Origin of the sequence: Salinisphaera sp. G21_0 (assembly GCF_017744115.1) — a bacterium.
GTDB lineage: Bacteria > Pseudomonadota > Gammaproteobacteria > Pseudomonadales > Endozoicomonadaceae > Endozoicomonas.
Genome location: NZ_JAGHQW010000058.1, coordinates 1 through 19,594 on the forward strand (window position 1 = coordinate 1; position 19,594 = coordinate 19,594).

Genomic DNA, 19,594 nt, shown 5'->3' on the forward strand with positions numbered 1-19,594 from the left:
CAAATCAGTGATTTCAGATCATCAGGTTTTGTGAAAACACTTATCGTACAGAACTGAAACCTGAAACAAGCTTATAGAATAAAAGGAGAGAAAATCAAGGAGGTAGAGAAAGGTATATGGCGGTGAGTGAGGGATTCGAATCCTTGCAACGCTGCAATTATTCTTTTAATATCAATAGGTTAGAATAGGCCAGAAAAACAAAAAGTGTCCATTTGAGTTGTTAAAAGTGGTTATTGGTCAGTTTGGTGGACACTTTTTGGACACTTGAATACTTATTTCTCCAACTAAATGTGCAAATGAAAAGTAATCGCGTTAAGTTGGATTTCAGTGTCCACCTAAATTATGACAGGATAACCGTTGGAAATTTCTGTTAGAGTTCCTCTGGCACCTCACCTTCTCTTGTTTCAAGAATATAGTCTTCTGAAGCCACATGAATACTAAAGCTTCTAAATGCTTGATTAAAAATTTTCATCAGATCAGCTTCTGACACTTTCTTAGAATTCTTTTTATCTCTCTCTTCATAATATGCAAGAGCAAAGGAACGATAGAATGGATCTGAAAAGCTGAATTTATCAGAGTTTCCATCATATTTGATGATTTCACCATAATTTTCATGCTGTAATTGTTCTAGATCTGACTCTAGTTTTTTCTTTGTTATTTTTATTTGATGATCTTTAGCCCAATTAAACAATTCATTTAGTCTTGCACCATCTTGATCATGATGTGCAATAACTCTAATTGTATTGTCAACTTGGTTTACCTTTAATGCACGATCAAATGCATCCTTTATCGTATCTTCCTCACCTTTGATATATTTTTTTAAAGCATCCTGTAAATCCGAATAATTGAACTCAACAGATTCTTCAAGTGTACTTTTAATTACAGCCGCATCACACATTAAATAACATAGCTTATGACATATAGCAGCAAGTCCGTTAGAATAATGAACTATATCATTTTGAAGATCATCTGGTATGATAATATTTAGAGCTTTACATCCTTTAGATATAATTTTCTTTATTTCTTCATCGCTCATGAGTTTCACATGAATTTCAGTAACACGACGCCTCATTTCGCGATCTGTTTTTACTACTTCTCTTGCAGTACTTACTGCTCCTAAAGCAATTAATTTCAAGTCTTCATATTTATCAGACATATTCACGAATACTTTCATCATTTGCGTGAGCTTTTCTTTCTCAACACCTTCAATCTTATGAAAATCTTCTAAAACCCAACAGTACCCAGCTTCACCAAGAAGTCTACCTAGACCTTGCGGCGTTAATTGTGGAGGCAGAAATCTTTTTTGCTTTTCAGTATCTTGACTTTCAAGGTTTGACTGTATTTGAGTCTGAATACTTAAATAAGTTAATTTCATACGTGCGTTTACTGAACATTTTTTTGCATTTACCACTTCATCAACATAGAATTCTCCAAGCTGATCAAATGCATCAAGAACAATTTCCTCAAAAGTCATTCCCTTCATACAATTTGTATTTATTTGCTTCTCATAAACTCTAAAAAGCAAGTTCTCTAAAAGAGTACTTTTTCCCGTTCCAGTATGCCCAAAAATCACCAACTGTGTACCAGGCATTTCTAGTGCAGTAACAACATCATCATTTAAATCAATTCGGTCCACAAATGTGACCCGAGCAGGTCGTGAAGGTGTGAAAACCTTTTTAAGCTCATAAATTTCTGACAAAACTTTTCCTTAACTTTGATTACTGTATTTTGAAACTAGAAGCTATAACACCAATTTCAGGCGCAGTCTGATGGAGATTTTTATTATGCTCATAGCCGATAGTTGGCGACTTATTCGTTAAAGAACGAAGTTAATCGATCACTATAATCCAGCCCAGTTCCAGCTTTAAGATCATCGCTTAACTTTCTAATCTTTGCCTTACGCCTACCTTTAGGCATTTCATTTTGCTCGACAATCATCTGCCTAACTCGCTTTCCAACATCTTCAGAAATATGGTTGGAAATTTGAACACCTAATAAATTAGGAAAAGTATTTTTATAAACAGAATTTACTTTTTCTTTGGGAGGGGTAAAGCTGATGTAGTTATATAAAAAATCAGGCCTCATATAACAACTTACTGGATACTTTTGATTAAATAACTTACTGACTGCTCTATGTGTAGCTGTATCTGAGGATAACCACCATGTCTTATAGCCTTCTAATGATGACTTAATTTCACCATGTGCGGAGCGTAATGCGTAAATCGTCAGAATCAAATTAGCATCAGCTCTTGCCTTACCTGCCGAACCCTTTATATTTATAAGCTCTTCGTACAATTGATCATAGTCGTTTTGACTAAACTCAACTTTCATTTCGCTTGTATCAGATGACACATATTCTATCCCAAATTCTTCATATAAGAAATCAATTAATTCTTGTTTAGCTGATGAAGAATTTATTGTTACAAAGTTATCTAGAAATCCGGAGTATGAGTTTATTTTACCCTCATTTTTTGCATATAAGAAAGCTCTTACAAGAATTTGATCTACAAACTCTTCAACACCTTTTCTAAAAAGATCTACGTTTTTAGAATATTCTTCTTCATATTTCCTATTAGAGCTTTTTAAATGTGCAAGCAACTCATCTAAAATTGTATCATTTACAAGCAGCCTTACCCCTCGTGACTTAGCAGATTGAAGTAGTGTCCAATACCTTTTATTTTGCTCTTCTAAGTATATTTCCGAGAACGCAGGAACAAGAATTGATGTACAAACAAATATCCTCATCTTTCCTGCCATTGTTTGAAAATAGCTAATAATTTGAGGATCACACTTCATCAAAAACAACATTAAATATGTCTTAGAAAGTGATTGAAGATATTCTTTTGCTTCTTTAGAACCACTGTATACCAATTCTCTTATAGCTAATATCAAAGCTGTTTTTACTTTATTTCTGTTTCTGTCAATTACATTAGAAGAATCTAATATTAAATCAACAGTTTCAGAGAGATTTTTCTCAAAATTATCAGAAGCCCCACCATTCAATAAAAAATCAGAAAACTCTAAACCTTGCTGATAGTATATTATTTCAACTGTGCTCTTTAGCATTTCTGCTACTTTTTTAACCTGTACCTCAGCACTTTTTAAATTCTTTCTAATAATTTTTTCTGCTTCCTCCATGAAACCATCATAAATTTTTTTGTCCTTCACATTATCTGAAACTATTTGTATTCTTGTCTCATATGGAAGGCAATAAAAATCAGAATCATTCCCCGCTTTATTTTTATGGTGATTTATTCTTCTATTTGGTTTTTTACTTAATGATTTAAGTCGCTTATTAATTTTTGCCCTTAATCTTTCAACCTCAAAATCAAACATAGACCTAACAGTTTTTTCAATCTCATCAGCATTCATTAAAATGCTTTCATCTGGATCAGTATTTCTTAATGAATATAAAACTAAGCTATCAATAAGTTTGTTGTTAAGGTCTTCAACTTCCTCGCTTCTTCCAATCTGTTGCATCAAATAGATATACAGTTTTGGATCATTTATATGATCATTAACTTTAAACTCTCTGCCAGGCTTTTGCATTTCTCTTAAATGCCTAGCCATAAAATTAGTAATAGCTTCTTGTGTCGGTGGTGCATTGTTTGAATTTTTTGCAATCCAATCCCCATCAAATATTCTTAAGTTAACCCCATACTCTTCTTCTGCATAATCAATCAGCTCATCTTTATTTTTTATTTCAATATTCGTTGTATACGTTAACCTTTCATATTCTATATTATTTTTCTTTAACTTTTCGAGCGTGTCTTTTAATTTTTCTTTAGGTTTCTTATCTATTGTCATTTGAAAGATTGATTTTGGTTTTCCTTCTAATTCTGAAGTGTGTTCAAAACCATCAATCCCCCTATCCTTAATTCCTCCACTAGAAGAAAACTGATAACCTAATCTTGCTGTTATAAATTCTTGGGCAAAATCTTCAAATAAAAATCCATCCTCAATCGCTATGAGCATGTCTTTTACATTATCTGAATGATGAGCTTCCTTAGACATTTAAACTCCACTATTTTTATTAGGGTATAACGCTTATTAGTACGAATTACGCTTTTTACTTTGAACATCTGCACAGACGAGTTCACTTTACAACGTTCAACTGATTAAAAACCCCCAATTTTTGATACGAGACTTAATTGAGCCATGCTGGCCATGTTCCGGCAAAGCGAGAATTGGTATTAATCGAGAATCAAAATTCGCAATAAAAATCCAGAGGTAAAAATTATTTCTTTAAAAACATAGGTAAATTATTTATCACTATTTATCGAGACTTGTTTGTACGCCATACACTCTGGAAATTGAGAAAATCACCGATTTCTTATTATAACTGTATGCTCATACAGCAGGTTGAGCCTGATGACCATCAGGCACACTACCGTCCATCACTTGTTCTTCTGCCTTTTACTGACATCAGGGAGCAGGGTATGAAATAGCTCAGCAACAACTTTTGTGATGAAATATTTTTCGATGGTGGGAACCGTCGCTTATTAAAACTGGACTAAGGTATCAGCTAAAGCAGTAGAATTAAAGATAACCTTTACTATTCTTTCATCGTCTTATACTTACAGCTCATCACCTGGCAATAAAGGCTCTGTGCGGCGTTTCCATGTACTGGTTCGACCTCAGTTTGGACTATATTCAGGGGTTTGAGTCTATACGTCAGGTTTTTTCTGAAATCCTACCTCTTGCTGAATACCGGTAATTTTGAACAACACCAGACTTAGTCCAATAAATTTGAACAACACCAGACTTAGTCCAATAAATTTGAACAACACCAGACTTAGTCCAATAAATCTGTTGCCTCTAAGGACAAAACATTTTTTGGACACGTCTTCACCTGTCGTTCCTGGACAAATTACATTCAGCAAACGAGGTAAAACATCATGAAAACATTGACTAACTCCATGCTCTGCACCCTGATCCATCTGACCAAAAACCAGCTTGAAACCAAGCGTCATGAAATCGCAGAACTGAGCCAGTACACCACCAAGGTGATCCGCGAAAGTTATAATTCCGAAGTCGATGAACTGGTAGCCATTCTGGAAATCTTGCACGACTTCCTGAAAAATCAGTCCTCACCGGAGCAACCGACTCGCTCTACCAAGAAATAACAGATGGGGGTTTATCCCCTTTCTGTTATGTACAGGGATGTACTGTATCCTGAAAAAAATCTGGAAAATCTGGGGTCAGAATCTGGGGTCAGGTCTTTCTTCTTGACGCAAAACCAAGGAGCCCGAAACTGAAAAAAACTGGGGTTAAAAAACTGGGGGCAGGTCTTTCTTTTTGAACACATTCAAGATTCAAGACCTGTCACCGTTTTGGGTCTTTCTTTTTGAACACATTCAAGATTCAAGACCTGTCATCGTTTTGGTCGTCACCGTTTTGTAAACTCCGGCCTCATGTATTGTGCCAATCACCCTTCGACTTCGACAAGCTCAGCACTCAGGATGAACGGAGATCGAGTTCAAAATATCGAAGTTATTTCGGGTCAATTCCTAACCCGGATATTTCATAAACTGCCCCGAATCTCGCGCACGACCACATGGATGTGGGAGGTAAGAAATTGTCCTGAAATAAATTCCACATTTCTACAGACGCTACCCGCCGCTCGAAAAGCTGGAACCGCTTGTGCTTTTGCGGCCAGCAGCCACAGCAGCCAGCGACTAGCAGCCATCAGCCAGCAGCCGCAGCCAGCAAGCTCAACAAGCCTTAGTCAAATGCGGAACTTATTCCGGGACAATTCCTAAGGCGACGCAGGATGCCAAAGCCGAGGATTTTGCCGCTCTACGGGTTTTGTGAGAGAGCGCCGTACCGGGAGTACGGTCGACTGAGCAAAACTCCCATAGAGCGGCAAAGGACAAGCGAGAGCGGGAGCACGTTTATGAAATATCCGGGCTGAGAGCCTGCCCCCGGTTTATCGACTGTCAAACAAGCTTCGCTGACTTAGATCAATACTTTATCTTCGGCAAATACGTAACCTGTGCTTATCCATTGAGTGATTGCCGAAGTCGATAGCGACTGTTTCGGAACCTGGTAACAAGAACACCAAATGCTAACTCTCTGGCTAAGAATAAATACCACCCCAATAATAATAAAAACCGCTGACGGCTGATTGATCAGCACTTGTCGCCTTGCTTCGAGCGAGGTTTTTTATAGGTTGGATACGGGGGAATAAGCAGTAAATTCCGTATCTGGACCAATAGGATAATACGGCAATGTCCGTAAAATAGCCGACTCAGCAAACAGGCTGAGACCTTAAGTTGAGTGAAGCATTTTGCATCAGGGAAGAGTCGATACAGTGTCACAGTGATGTGAACTGACGGAAGCCTCGAAAAACCAGGCAGGATGCACAGGAACCCCTAACGACTCCGGTCGTTCTTTACGGTCCTCGCTTTATGCGGGGATTTTGTTTTGGTCTCGATTCCAAGGTCCCTGGCATACCGAACCTTTCCACAAATTAGCCCCCCATAAACTCTCATGATTCCGAACAGAAACAGGTTGTTCCACATCCTGCAGGCTCCGGTATGCATTCCCACGCAGAGCATGGGAACGAGGGTACAATACTGCCTCTACACAGGAGCAACAGTGCTGGTACACAACGCCAATTTACCTGCTATGAAGCTGTCAACGGCTGAATTTAGTTTGCAATATAACAGGTTTAGCCCATTACCTGTTCTTGAACTTGCTCTTATGAAATTTTATGTGTTCAAATCCCTTATACAACGATAACAAAATTTGAGATTGACATGACGAACACAATAATAAGAAAACTCCTCTGGACAGCACTGACATTTAGCGCTCTATTAAGCACACAGGCCAATGCAGCCTGTATGTTCTGGCAAGACTGTGACGCCTACAAAACCAAACACCCTATTGTTCTGGTGCATGGTGTAGCCGGGTTCGACTCCATTCTGGGCATTGATTACTTTTACGGTGTTCACAGTGCTCTCAAGGAGAGAGGTGCCGAAGTCTACAGCCCCAACCTCTCTGCCTGGGAAGACGCCTATGTCAGGGGAGAGCAGCTTGTGACCTATCTGGAAGATTTGCAAGCCGCCACCGGTGCCGAAAAATTCAATCTGACAGGGCACAGCCTTGGTGGACCCACTGTCCGTTACGCAGCGGGTGTCAGGCCTGACCTGGTAGCCTCTGTAACCACCATAAGCGCCGTCAACTTTGGCTCGGAGTTTGCCGATGTGGCCCGGGGCCTGGTACCGATGGGCGGGAACACAGAAGCTTTTATAGCTCAGGCTCTTGAGCTGATGGGTCACATAACCGACTTTCTTGCCGGCAACCCTGAGAATCCGCAAGATGCCCTGGATTCGGTCACATTCATGACGACAGCCGGTGCAGCAGAGTTCAACAAAAAGTTTCCCGATGGCATGCCATCCTCATCTTGTGGCCAGGGCGCACAGGAAGTGAATGGAGTGCATTATTACTCCTGGGGAGGCAATGATGCCGTAACCAACGTTTTTGATATTTCAGACGCCTTCCTGATGCTGACCAGCACAGGCATCAGCGGCAACAATGATGATGGTTTGGTCGGCCAATGCAGTCAGCACTGGGGCAAAGTCATTGGGACTGATTACAGTCTGAATCATTTGGATGCTATCAATCATCTTTTTGGTATTCACCATCTTTTTGAAACCGATCCGGTTACCCTTTATGAAAACCACGCTGTACGCCTGAAAACAGCTGGCTTATAAAAGCAAGGTGTCATCAGGAGAAGATCTATGAAAGGTCTTCTCCAAACGGTAGAGGCAGATAATTCATGAAAGCATCACGACGCAGACAACTCAAAATATCCTGTTTTATCTGTTTCTTGTCTTGTATTGGCGTAGTCGTCTATAAACAAATCGCTGAAACAGATAGTAAGCCTCAGGCACTCCTACCCGTCATCTCTGATCAGTCCTCACCCAATGCTCTGGAAAAGACATCAACAAATAGTTCAGCGGTTTATATGTCCAGCTTCGGAGCCTTGCCCGATACACTTCAGGACACCACGGTTATGGGACGTCTGGCTGTAGACGATAATGGACACCTGATCATTTCCAGTGATATCAGGCAGATCTTCGACTACTTTCTCTCTGCCATAGAAGAGGAACCGATTGAAATCATTCTTGGCAGAATCAATGAATACCTGACAAACTCACTGACTGAACCGGCACTGTCTGAGGCCAGGGCGATTCTGAACAGTTATATCGACTTAAAACTCGCTTTGTACCGATTGAAGCTGGAACGCTCTCCCTCTCTTCAGACATTAGCGGCTGATGGTAGCGGATTTGATAAAACGCTCTACCTTTCTTTGTTAGGAGCGCAATTTGCAGACATCGACCGACTGAAATCCATCTATTTGACCAGAGAGGTCCGTGAAGCTTTCTATGGCAAGGAAGAACGATACGATCAATATACCTTTGCCAAAATGAACGTATTAAACGATGGCTCCCTCAGCGATCAGGAAAAGCAGTATCAACTTGAGCAGATTGACGCAAGTGCCCCACAGGAAATGATCGAAGCCAGAAGGGAGGTTCAGATCATTGATGAATTACATCGCAGAACAGCGGATTTAAAGCGGGCCGGAGCTGACGAAAGTGAAATTCGATCCCTCAAAATAGAGATGTTTGGCTACGAGGCAGCAGAGCGTTTTGAGCAGCTGGAAAAAGACCGGGCTGTCTGGCAGTCCCGGATCGACCAGTACCTGATTCAGAGAAATCATATCCTGTCAGCAGAAGGTTTAAGTCAGGAGGATCAGCAAGAGCAGATAGAAACCCTCAAAGATTCGCTCTTTGAGGCCAGAGAGCAACTCCGGGTCGAAGTCTATGAACGACAAAAAACAGATGCCTGATGCAGGTCAGCAGTTCAATTAAGGAATCAGATGTTTACCATAGTCTCTGAGCTGGCAGACCGGAATCAGAGGCTATAGAAAGAAGCGATCCTGAAACTACTTCCCCTGATTGGCGCTGAAACATTCCTTGATTAACCGCCAGACAAACATTCTCAGGCTTCGCCTGTCACAATCAAAATCTGCCACCGCAAACCTCGTAAGTCTGGGAAAAGTTGAGCAATCTTGTCCTCAAAGATCGCGAGAAGGAGGTAAAAATGATGTTACCGCACTCGGAGCCAGAAACAATTTAAGGCGTACTTTGATGTAACGCCTTGTGGAAACCGCTCAGGTTTTGTGAAAGAACAAAGACGGTGAAATCCTGAATCGCTCGGACAGAGCCTGAATATGATCTCTGGTCAGGTTTCTTGAGCCGTTTAAGATCATCGATACCAGGCTTTTACTGCCTAATTCGGTTTTAAGATCATCTGCCTTTAAGTGGTACTGATCCATCAACGTCCGAAGAATAGCGACACCATCATCAAGTGCTTCGATGCGTCGGTTAAACTCAGAAAACTCTGCGGATTCTTTTTCCCATTTTCCAATAGCAATAGAAAGCACCTCAATCAATGGCAGGTATTGGTCATAATCTTCAATCAGTTCATCCATTAATTCCAGAGCTTGCTCATACTCAGACTCATTGTGGATGCGACTGATGAAACGAGCCTCTGCAAAAAAGTCCAGTGCCTTTTCTTTTAAATTGGCATATCTCATGAACCAGCCTCCTTCAGGTACTTTTTGCATAACTTGTCGTACTCCGAATGAGAGACAATATGCTTCACGTAAATTCGGTTGTCTCTATATTCGATAAAGGCAATGAGTCGCAGGTTATTACCACCAATATCAATAATCCACCACTTATCCTTGTATTTAAAATTATCCAGGCTTGGAAACAGGGCCTTCAATTCTTGCGGGCTGCTAAAGTCACCGTTTCGCAATGCTTTATAAGCGGCATCAATGGCAGCTGCATCGTTAGGGTATTTCTTGGCCGCATCGTGAAACGGCTTCCTGGAGATAACGTGCATAGCGGTCTCAAAATTTACTTATTGTGAACTTTAGCATAGGGTTGATTTGTTTACAAATTGTGAATATCGCCTTTATATGCAGGGAAGGCATATTGCAATCGATGACAATCGAGGTCGTTTTCAAGTGACAATACAGGGTTGGTCAGGCGAATGATGACAGAGCTTGGGACACCCGCAAACAAGGATACAGTATCCCGATTGCTCCATATGCAAGACTTCCAGATAAAAATTCGGACAGCCCACTTTCCAGCTTATTGCTCAAAATATAATCCGATTGAGCACCGCGCTTTCCGCATGTTACCCGAGCGTGCCAAGGCGTTGCGCTTGAGTCAATCGACGTTGCAAAACACTACATGGAGAAAACTGAGACTACCATCCGGTCACTTATGGATTCGCTTCCGGCTGATGGTTAATCTTTACCGGGTGGGAGTCGAACCCACTGGATTTAAACGAATGATTTCAGTTCACAGAACCTCCCACATTCTCAGGCGTCACCTGTCGCAATCAAGACCTAATGGAATGGTCCGCCCCGCTCCCAAAACGGCTTCAAATGAGCCAAAATAGAATGAGTTTAGTAGGACATCATTATGATGTAACGCCTATGCTCGCATTGCCTGGGCTGTATTAACCAAGAAAGAGCCATACAAGGCAGCAGCATGAACATAGTCATTAAACTATTAAACGTGAGCGGATTCCATCAGGGCCAGAGGCATTGAGACCTCACCCCAAAGGCCGGTCTCTTTATTAAGAGAATGGAAGCATTACTCTTTAGTAATGATGGAAAACTTTTCCTTGCAATGCGGGGCGGACAATATATTACCCCAGATTTCTGACTCCAATGAGTGGAACTTCGGAAACATTAATAAATAAGCTAGTATTGGGCCTTTTTCCTTTTGACCACAGGGATTTCCATTTAGCAGAATAAACTGACGAATTGTTTATCGACCAACATGACGATAAAAAACCTGAGAAAAACATTCAGGCATGGAGCAAACAGCTCTTTTGACTCTTACTAAAAACATGGCCGTTGCCATACCCGCATATTCACTAAGATGAAATCGATTTGCTAATGCTATTGCTGACATATAAAGGACTTTTCCACCTCCTTCAAAATTCCCCAGAATAGATCCGTCGAATTTAGGCTCATCACCATCATTTAACGACGTGACGAATTCCGGCCGAGATAGAATTCTTGTAACAGCTTCATCCTGACTGATATTGTACCGTCTCATTGCTGTACCTATCAGAGAATCAAAGAGCCTGCTGGTATCTCCTTTATCCATCTGCATAGCCCCTCTATACCCCGGGGAGTATGAGCTTGCCCAAACGATCCCTACGCCAAACAACCATTGGCTTACTTGCATTCCTATACGCTGTATCTGATATTTTTCCGGATACTTGTCAATCAGCTCAGGATTGACAAAAAAACTATCCTCATCTGGCAGGCTCTGCCGCCCCTCATCTATTCGTTGCAGCATGAGTGCAAAGAAATAAGAATCTAACTCATCAATATCGGAGGATACCGTTTCGAGACCTTCAACGACCCACTCTTCATAGGTGCCTCTAATATCAGCAATAACATCATCAACAGCAGCCTTCATCGCCTCTTTGTATTTTTTACCATTATCTTCATTTGGCATCATTGTAATTCGGAAAGGCCGGAGCTTATTCCCCACAAGATCGGCCAGATTATCATCAAAAACATGAAGATCTTTTTTAAATTCATCCAGTTTGTCTCGAAAGGCGGGTTTTATTTTTTGTCCTTGCAGTCTATCAACGGTTCTATAGATGATTTTCTTTGAAAAAAGCTCTGTTTCTATATCACTTTGCACCTCAATCTCTTTTACAGCAGCTTGGGCTTCTACACCTGTCTTTAATGTTATTTTCCTCCCAAAAGCCCCTCCAGTATCTCTCCACTCACCACCCGCGCATGGTGAGCGATGCCTGAGAAAACAACTTCCAGATTCCACACCGGTGTTAATCATTGTTAAAAGTCCTGTTTTGGTTTCAGGAACCCGTGATCAGAAACTCCAGGCTGATCAATAAGCTTCTGAGCAGTTAAGATAGCATTAAAAATGAAAGCTTTTCTGTAAAAGCCAACTTGCAGACATAACAACCAATTTATTCACTTACATTTATAATTCACGATACTATTTTCCAGTTTCAGTTCCAGAAAATTGCATTTTTTTCAATGAAGAAAAAAATTTCTACCAATTTGATCACCGGCTTCCTGGGCTCTGGTAAAACCACCGCCATTCTGCACTTACTCAGGCAGAGCAAAAGCTGGGGAAGCAAAAGCTGGGGTCATATATGGTCTTTCTTCTTGACGCAAAACCAAGGAGCCCGAAACTGAAAAAAACTGGGGTCAAAAAACTGGAAGCTGGTCTTTCTTTTTGAACACATTCAAGATTAAAGACCTGTCACCGTTTTTCTTCTTTTTGAACACATTCAAGATTAAAGACCTGTCACCGTTTTTCTTAAAGACCTGTCACCGTTTTTCTTTTTCTCTGCGTCCGGGGGATGGGGGATAAAAAAAGGAAAATCATTGTCAAATAAAAATTATTGAAATCTGTATTGGAATAACAAAATGCATGGTACAGTTTCCAGCCCTGGTGGCCAGAGAGCAATCATCAGCAAAAGGCCACGCCTTGATACCCCAGATACGTCGTCGGTTCCTGTTCTTCCTTCCTTGCCAAAAGAAGCTTCCCATGCCCACAACAGCTCTGCCCCATCCAATGCCCTGACGGAAAGAACCATCGCGCCATCAGAACCTCTCAATCCACGGCCCCTGCCGGAAAACTGGCAATGGCAATTGGTCTCAGGCATCCTGAATGGAGAAATCCAAGCCATTTCAGCATTGCTTCAACAAGGTGCTGGTGTTAATTGCAACCTCTCCAGCCAGATTGCAAGATTGCAGCAACAACCTGTCAACATTAACAGGGTAGCCCCCTCGACAATCGCCCACCTGGCCAAGGCTGTCAAGCTGGGGGTGCCGTGCACCCCACTTTGGCTGGCCGTCAGGGTCGGCAAGCTTGAAGTGGTAAAACATCTGCTGTCCGAGGGGGCACACCCGGATGCCAGCAACCCTCACTGTTCACCTCTGACGATGGCGGCCTTTTTAGGATTTCAGGAGATAGTCAAGGTTCTGCTTGAATATGATGCAGATATACAAGCTGGCAGCACCACAGGTTTGTTATCACCACTGTATTGGGCCATTCATGCTGGCCATCAGGATCTGGTGGTGTTTCTGAAGGAGAACGGTGCCCATCTGCAAATCGGTTCCCGGGGCAAGGATGCCCTGATTCACAAATCCGCCAGACTGGGATCGACCAGGGTAATGGAGTATCTGCTCAATCGGGGCGAGGACATTGATAACCACAGTACCGGTCAGCTTACCCCGGTTTATGCCGCAGCAATCAATGGCCATTTTGAGCTGGTCAGGTTACTGCTTGAGCGAGGCGCAAACAATAGCCATGACGAAACCGGTAAAAATACCTTAATCTGGGCTGCCTGTCGCAGTGGCAAACTTGACATGGTCAAATATCTGCTTGATCAGGGGGCGGACATCAACGCCCGCTGTGGTAATACCTACTCCGAGAAAAACCCGCATCCTCTTGAGGCAGCTGCTTATTCTGGCAATTTGCCACTGTTAAAGTTTTTGCTCGGCCGCCTGAATCTGACTATCAACAACCCCCGCCTCAGCGCCACTCTGTTCCAGCAAGCTGCTGAGGGTGGCAAAGTGGTGATCATGGATTACATTGCCAACAGGTCAACCATCAACATTAATGGGAGGGGTTACAATTCCCCGATCTCTTCAGCGGCCCGCAGCGGCTCCATCGAAGCGGTGGCGTGGCTACTTGACAAGGGTGCAGATATTGAAGCCAACTGCCGAGACCAACAATCCCCTCTGTGTCAGGCCTTCGCCCGGGGGCACTTTGAACTGGCCAAATTCCTGCACAGCAAGGGCGCAAGACTTGCCGGTAATAAAGGCAAGGATTCGCCCATCTATTGGGCGGCCAGCACTGGTAGAATTGATAGCGCGGCATACCTGCTTGACAGGGGCGTCAGCGTCAATGCCAGTGCTAAAGGCTCAAATACCCCTATCCATAGCGCAGCGGGGGAGGGTTTTCGGGAGATGGTGGAATACCTGCTGGAAAAAGGCGCAGATGTTAATGCCAACGCTGAGTACATTACGCCTATCGTTAATGCAGCATGGAAGGGACACCTTGAGCTGGTCAAACTTCTGGTTCATAAATCTGCAAAAATTGATGCGAGTAGCTTGCTCAATGCGGCCGCCTTGGGAGGCCATTGCCCCGTATTGGAATACCTGTTTGAAGAGAACGCAATCCGCCAGGGTATCAATCCGTCACACGTTTCAGGGGCAATTATTAAAGCGTCCCTTCAAGGCCAGCTGAACGCCATAAAGTACCTGCTCGGCGTATTCGAGACCCATTTTAGTGCTGCCCCCAGGCCTGACATTTCTAAACCCCTATGGAATGCAGCCCAAAGAGGCGATATTGATGTGGTGAAGTATCTTGTTGAGCTGGGGGCTGACGTTAATGTAGAGTCCCGGATGCATGGCAGCGCACTCTGGAGTGCAGCAGAGAGTGGTTGTCTGGATACCGTTATGTACCTGTATCAACAGGGTGCCAATATTCACTATTCACACCCGGTCAACAATACGGATGTACTTTCCATCGCTGAGCAAAAGGGCCATCAGGCTGTGGTTCAATTCCTGCAACAGCAACAACAGCTGAATCATTTTCCTGCCAATCACCTGCAGTCTCTGCCGGAAATCCCCGGGATGCATTCCCCCGATGGCGCAAAAAATGAATTTTATGAGTAATGGTTTAGAGGAAAGTTCAAATATTTTATCTCCTGATAAAGTAAAAACTATCGTACTCCTCAATAGGAGACTTTTACTCAATGCATTTAGCCATTAAGTGAACCAAAAACCGCTGTCTGAAGCGGACAGCGGTTTTTTTTGCTTACTGTTGAGGTCCGGCAGTGATCACAGGATCAGAGGCAAAGAGTTTTCTCAACTCCTCGGGTGTCCAAAGACTGTCACCTTCAGGGCCGTTAGCCCTTAATTCATAAAGCCCACGCCCCATCGACTTTGTATGAGGCTCTCCAAGATTGGGGCCGTATATCAAGAAGGTCAATAAAATCAGCAAGTATCCCGGTAGGAAGTTTACCTCAGGCGTTCAGTACCCGCTGTTGAGTAGATTTTAAGAGGATTCTATCATTGTTCCCTGTTACTCAATGGGCTATTCCGGGCTTTCCTGACCAATAGCCATTACATTGTTGAATATCAGAAGCAATGACCTTACTACTCAACGCCATTGCCTGCGCCAATTCATCCCCCACTTTCAGAATATCTTCCGAATGCCCGGAAAGGCGCATAGCCTTAACCCCTGCACTCGCCATTGCCTGCCACTGATCCAGAATATTATGACAACTGCCAGACAGTGTCTGAATACCGTTGATGGTAAACAGCGCATCACCTTCCTGGGTCGCCAGGGGAATACCTGATGATGACTTAATACAGCTGAACTCACAGCTGTCTTTGCTCAGATCGTGGGTACGGGCGGTAAAACAGCGGGCCGAGTAGGCCAGAGGTAGATAGCCATAGCTGAATACCTCGCTTTCCAGATCATGAATGCCCAGCTCTGGCAAACGCCCCATAATCAACTTAAGGTGATCAAAAGAGAGTTCAACCGGCAAAACCCAGCGTTTTAAACCGGTACCATGCAGAACCTGCAATGCTTCAGCACTGTACAGGTTCACCGAAGGGCCGGTAATAAAAGGGATGCCCGCTTTTGATAGATAATGGACAGCAGCCATATCATTGGCTTCTACAGCAAACTCTCCGTTCTCACAGACCTTACTCACCCGGGCCAGTTCAGACTCAGCTTCAATCAGCGTCAGTGTCGATAGAACGACTTCTTTGCCTTTAGCCTGCAATAACCTGGCAATGGCACACCAGTCATCCAGCTTAAGCTCACGTCTTTTCGAGCAGACGACTTCTCCCAGGTAGACGCGTTCAAAGGCGGATTCGGCTACTTTCTCGTAAAACGCCATAACATCTTGTTTAGGCCAGAAGAACAGTAATGGGCCAAGGGTAATTTGCATAGTTTATTCCCTGTCTGCGCCGGGCATTACCCGAAAACGCGATCTGCCAGCCATAAAGAAAGCAAAGCATGTAAACCTTTATGGCTCGTGTCTTTGTGGTTTAAATCAAAAGAGAGTGTCAAGCAGCCAACATCACTGCCATGGCCGGTTATAGGCACCCAGTGTAGTCTGGCTACCTTCAGACAAACGGGAAAGGCCAGCCATCCAGCGCTCATTCGTGGTAAAACTATCAGGATTGGACTGGTAATGGTCCAGCGCTTCCCGCCAGATTCTCACCACTTCGGCAACATAGGCCGGGCTTCGCTGGCGGCCCTCAATTTTCACCGCACTGATGCCAGACTGATAAAGCTGAGGAATCAGATCCAGTGTATTGAGGCTGGTGGGCTCTTCAATGGCATGACTGACCTGATCATTCACCGTAAAGCGCCCCTTGCAGAGGGTTGGATAACCGGCCTGCTCATGGTGATCAAAACGGTCGATCAACAAACCTCCCAGTCGGGTTTCCATCCCATTGGCCGTTGTCTGCCAGCGCACAGCGGATGCGGGAGAGCAGGCACCGGCGGTATTGGGCGACTCCCCTGTCACATAAGAAGAGAGAATGCAGCGCCCTTCGGCCATAATACAAAGACTGCCAAAGGCAAACACTTCCAGTTCCACCGGGCTTTTCTGAGCCAGTCGCTCAACCTGTTTTAACGACAGCACCCTGGGCAATACTGCGCGTTTGATACCAAAATGATCATGATAAAAAGACAGGCTGGCCTGATTGGTGGCAGAAGCCTGAACGGAAAGATGAAGATTAAGATTGGGGTATCGCTTGCTGGCATAGTCCAGCACGCTGATATCGGCAGCAATCAGGGCATCGACACCGAAGTCGGCACACATATCCACTGCTTTTTTCCAGCGGTGCCAGTTGGTCGCCTGGGCATAAGTGTTTACCGCAACAAAAAGCCGAACCTTTTTTCCTCGGGGATTTTTATCAACGTAATCCAGTGCCTTCATGGCCCGCTGATCAGAAAAATTCAGACCAGCAAAATGCCGGGCATTGGTTTCATCGCGAAAGCCGATGTATACGGCATCAGCACCATTATCGACAGCGGCTTTCAGGGAAGGAAGGTTACCGGCAGGACACACCAATTCCATAGAGAATTATCCAGTAGTTTTTGCGCAGCATAGCACGCTGAACAAAAAACCGACTTGATACTTATCAAGAAAAAGCCAAAAAATAAGTATCAACACTTAAGCCAGTATCTATTAAGGGATTGTCCCGGAATTTGACTGAGACTTGTTAAGTTCGCTTCCCGCTGCCCGCAAAAGCGGCCTGTCTTTTTCGGGCAACGCTTATTGAAATGTCAAAGTTATTCAATGGCAGTTCCTTATGCGCTGATAGCAAGAGGTAGCAACGGGAAAGCGTGGAGAGATTTATATCGCGTTCCCATTGCAGTGCTCTCACTTTCCATTAATACCACTTCACCTACCGTCATCCGGAAACTGGGAAGGTTAAAATACTGACTATGGGTGACATACCTTGGTCGTTTAAAACGCCCCAGGGTTACGTGGGGGCGGAAATTCCTGGTTTCAGCACTGAAGCCTGACTGTACCGCCGCCTGCTCACAAATATCAGCAAGCCGTTTTAACTCCTGTCCTGAATGCATCTCCAGGGCCAGCACCCGCGGGTTTCTCCCAGTTGGAAAGAAACGAAAGCAACCGGTCATACTGTCAAAGGTATGGTAATCAGCCAGATCATTTTCAAGGTTGCTAATTAACTGCTGTAACTGTTGGGGGGAGCTATTGCCCAGGAATTTAAGAGTAACGTGCTGCTGCTGGGGAGCTACCCAGCGCAAATCGTGAACATGACCTTCACCGGCTCGATGAATGGCTTTCTTATGCAGCGTTGCAGCAAGTTCAAGAGGTAGTTTTACAGCAAGAAAAGCCCTAACCGGGGAATTATGCGACAACGCCTCATCAAAAGAGGTCGGGGCGCTGGAAGCGTTGTAGCTAATGGGGTTATTTTTCATATTATTCTAACTTCAACGTCTGACTGCTAAATTCAAACCAATTGAGCCTTGCAATTTGGTTTGGCTAAGTTTGTTGAACCTAGTCTAGTACATTGTTGGCAGAAATCTGCCTGTATCGTCGTATTATTCCAAAAGTGCCTGAAAAAAACGGCGATTAATCTTGATCCCTGATTCTGCTATGTGCTCAGGAAATAAACGAATATGTACCGGCACTTTGAATTTAGCTATCTTGCCTGCCAACCTCTCTTTTGTAAATGGTTCATTCAGGGTACCGTCCAAAGTCTGAACATAAGCAACAGGGCGCTGCCCATATTCAGGATCCGTTATGGCAACGACCACCGCCTGGACAATGTCCGGGAAGGTCAGCAAAGCCTGTTCAATCTCTTCAGGATGAATATTCTCCCCCCCTGAGATCAACATATTATCCATACGACCACATACCTGTAACTGGTCACCGTGCCAACACCCTTTGTCACCGGTATTAAACCAGCCACGGGTACCCGGTAATGGCGTAATCTCGCCATGTTGAAAATACCCTTTGGCCAGTGTGTCGCCACGCACCTGAATCTCGCCTTCCTCTGTTAAACGAACCTCACGCCATGGCAATACCGCTCCGGAAGTAACACCACTTCCGGTAAACAGTGGCTCTCCGGTACACACCTGGGAGGCCATCTCGGTCAGACCATAGGTGGTCAGAACAGTTACACCCTGTGCTTTTACCGCCTCCACCAGCCTCGGGGAAGCAACGCCTCCGCCCAGCAGAATATAACGTACGCCTGAATCGTAGAGTGATAACCCGGACTGCAGCAGCCTGAACAATTGGGTATTTACCAGGGAAAGATGGGTCAATCGCTGTCTGGTCAGCATGTCATCCAGCGACAACCGACGTTCAAACAGCACCATTGTGGTACCAGCCAGCAGGCAACGCATAACAATGGCCAATCCGCCCACATGAAACAGCGGCAAGGATAACAGCCAGGTATCACCATAGGTTAATGGCAAGGTATGCATTGAGCCCAGGGCACTGAAATAATGATTTTTATAACTTTGCGCTACCGCTTTTGGGATACCCGTCGTTCCAGAGGTGGCGATCAGGTCGTAAACGGCTTCAGCATGGATCTTAATGGGCTGAAGCCTGCTCTCCGATTGTGGCCGCATGTGAGTAATCCGTCGATGAAAATCGATACCCGCACTGTCTGCCAACAGCGCAGCTCCAATACGATCACGATATCCCGACATTTGCGCTTCTGGAAACGCGGGGTTTACCGGGCAGAAAATCCATTGGGAACGAAGACAGGCCAGGGCAACCACCACAGTGTCCAATGGTTTATGGGTGACAAACAGAAGACGGCCGCCCGCTCTCATGCCCTTATCCCGGAATATACGACAACACTTATCCACCCATGCATCCAGCAGCCGAAACGTGACTCCACCCTCCTCCAGCTGAATCGCTGTACAGGAGGACTGATGAATGGCTCGATAACGCAAGGGACAGTATTGCAATTCGGGGAAGATGGTTTTCATCAACG

General features: G+C 44.1%; 14 protein-coding genes and 1 pseudogene. 6 read left to right on the plus strand and 9 right to left on the minus strand.

Going from position 1 to position 19,594, the window contains the following annotated elements; genetic code table 11:
- Nucleotides 1–370 precede the first annotated feature (370 nt).
- Both J7439_RS20855 and J7439_RS20860 read right to left on the minus strand, forming a co-directional pair.
- A complete protein-coding gene (locus J7439_RS20855; protein WP_209203927.1) occupies nucleotides 371–1,636 on the minus strand; it encodes a hypothetical protein in 1,266 nt (421 codons plus the stop codon).
- Between the two features lie 173 nt (nucleotides 1,637–1,809).
- Nucleotides 1,810–4,014: a hypothetical protein gene (locus J7439_RS20860; protein WP_209203928.1), complete on the minus strand. Its 2,205-nt coding sequence runs from the start codon at nucleotides 4,012–4,014 to the stop codon at nucleotides 1,810–1,812.
- Nucleotides 4,015–4,898: 884 nt separating this feature from the next.
- Here J7439_RS20860 and J7439_RS20865 point away from each other — a divergent pair.
- The 3 genes from J7439_RS20865 (at nucleotide 4,899) to J7439_RS20875 (ending at nucleotide 8,857) form a co-directional block, all read left to right on the plus strand.
- Nucleotides 4,899–5,126: a hypothetical protein gene (locus tag J7439_RS20865; protein ID WP_209203929.1), complete on the plus strand. Its 228-nt coding sequence runs from the start codon at nucleotides 4,899–4,901 to the stop codon at nucleotides 5,124–5,126.
- A 1,635-nt stretch (nucleotides 5,127–6,761) separates the two neighbouring features.
- Nucleotides 6,762–7,718 carry an esterase/lipase family protein gene (locus tag J7439_RS20870; RefSeq protein ID WP_502950433.1) on the plus strand — a complete coding sequence of 319 codons (957 nt, stop codon included), beginning with the start codon at nucleotides 6,762–6,764 and terminating at the stop codon, nucleotides 7,716–7,718.
- A 65-nt stretch (nucleotides 7,719–7,783) separates the two neighbouring features.
- Nucleotides 7,784–8,857, plus strand: a complete 1,074-nt coding sequence (locus J7439_RS20875) for a lipase secretion chaperone (protein WP_209203931.1) — start codon at nucleotides 7,784–7,786, stop codon at nucleotides 8,855–8,857.
- 324 nt (nucleotides 8,858–9,181) lie between these two features.
- Here J7439_RS20875 and J7439_RS20880 read toward each other — a convergent pair whose 3' ends face one another.
- Together J7439_RS20880 and J7439_RS20885 are read right to left on the minus strand one after the other, a co-directional pair.
- On the minus strand, nucleotides 9,182–9,607 hold the full coding sequence (locus tag J7439_RS20880; protein WP_209203932.1) for a helix-turn-helix domain-containing protein: 426 nt from the start codon (nucleotides 9,605–9,607) through the stop codon (nucleotides 9,182–9,184).
- The gene (locus tag J7439_RS20885; protein ID WP_209203933.1) at nucleotides 9,604–9,918 is read right to left on the minus strand and encodes a type II toxin-antitoxin system HigB family toxin; all 315 of its coding nucleotides are present in this window, start codon (nucleotides 9,916–9,918) and stop codon (nucleotides 9,604–9,606) included. Before J7439_RS20885 ends, J7439_RS20880 begins: the two co-directional genes overlap by 4 nt.
- A 207-nt stretch (nucleotides 9,919–10,125) precedes the next feature.
- Between J7439_RS20885 and J7439_RS27270 the strand changes: the two genes are divergently transcribed.
- Nucleotides 10,126–10,482 (plus strand): ISAzo13-like element transposase-related protein, encoded by a 357-nt coding sequence (locus J7439_RS27270; RefSeq protein WP_353623092.1) that lies wholly within the window; start codon nucleotides 10,126–10,128, stop codon nucleotides 10,480–10,482.
- A gap of 374 nt (nucleotides 10,483–10,856) precedes the next feature.
- Here the strand turns inward: J7439_RS27270 and J7439_RS20895 are convergent, their stop codons facing one another.
- A complete protein-coding gene (locus J7439_RS20895; protein ID WP_209203935.1) occupies nucleotides 10,857–11,903 on the minus strand; it encodes a hypothetical protein in 1,047 nt (348 codons plus the stop codon).
- A 206-nt stretch (nucleotides 11,904–12,109) separates the two neighbouring features.
- Here J7439_RS20895 and J7439_RS27275 point away from each other — a divergent pair.
- Nucleotides 12,110–12,193, plus strand: a pseudogene (locus tag J7439_RS27275) (GTP-binding protein); the annotation flags it as partial.
- A gap of 312 nt (nucleotides 12,194–12,505) precedes the next feature.
- Nucleotides 12,506–14,764 (plus strand): ankyrin repeat domain-containing protein, encoded by a 2,259-nt coding sequence (locus J7439_RS20905; protein ID WP_209203937.1) that lies wholly within the window; start codon nucleotides 12,506–12,508, stop codon nucleotides 14,762–14,764.
- Between the two features lie 413 nt (nucleotides 14,765–15,177).
- On the opposite strand, the gene J7439_RS20910 is transcribed toward J7439_RS20905, so the two are convergent.
- The 4 genes from J7439_RS20910 to menE all read right to left on the minus strand — a co-directional run bounded on the left by J7439_RS20910 (nucleotide 15,178) and on the right by menE (nucleotide 19,589).
- Complete coding sequence (locus tag J7439_RS20910; RefSeq protein ID WP_209203938.1) at nucleotides 15,178–16,050, minus strand: U32 family peptidase; 873 nt, start codon at nucleotides 16,048–16,050, stop codon at nucleotides 15,178–15,180.
- A gap of 132 nt (nucleotides 16,051–16,182) precedes the next feature.
- A complete protein-coding gene (ubiU, locus tag J7439_RS20915) occupies nucleotides 16,183–17,190 on the minus strand; it encodes a ubiquinone anaerobic biosynthesis protein UbiU (RefSeq protein ID WP_209203939.1) in 1,008 nt (335 codons plus the stop codon).
- A gap of 233 nt (nucleotides 17,191–17,423) precedes the next feature.
- The gene (thpR, locus tag J7439_RS20920) at nucleotides 17,424–18,065 is read right to left on the minus strand and encodes an RNA 2',3'-cyclic phosphodiesterase (protein WP_209203940.1); all 642 of its coding nucleotides are present in this window, start codon (nucleotides 18,063–18,065) and stop codon (nucleotides 17,424–17,426) included.
- Nucleotides 18,066–18,188: 123 nt separating this feature from the next.
- On the minus strand, nucleotides 18,189–19,589 hold the full coding sequence (gene menE / locus J7439_RS20925; protein WP_209203941.1) for an o-succinylbenzoate--CoA ligase: 1,401 nt from the start codon (nucleotides 19,587–19,589) through the stop codon (nucleotides 18,189–18,191).
- Nucleotides 19,590–19,594: the final 5 nt, after the last annotated feature.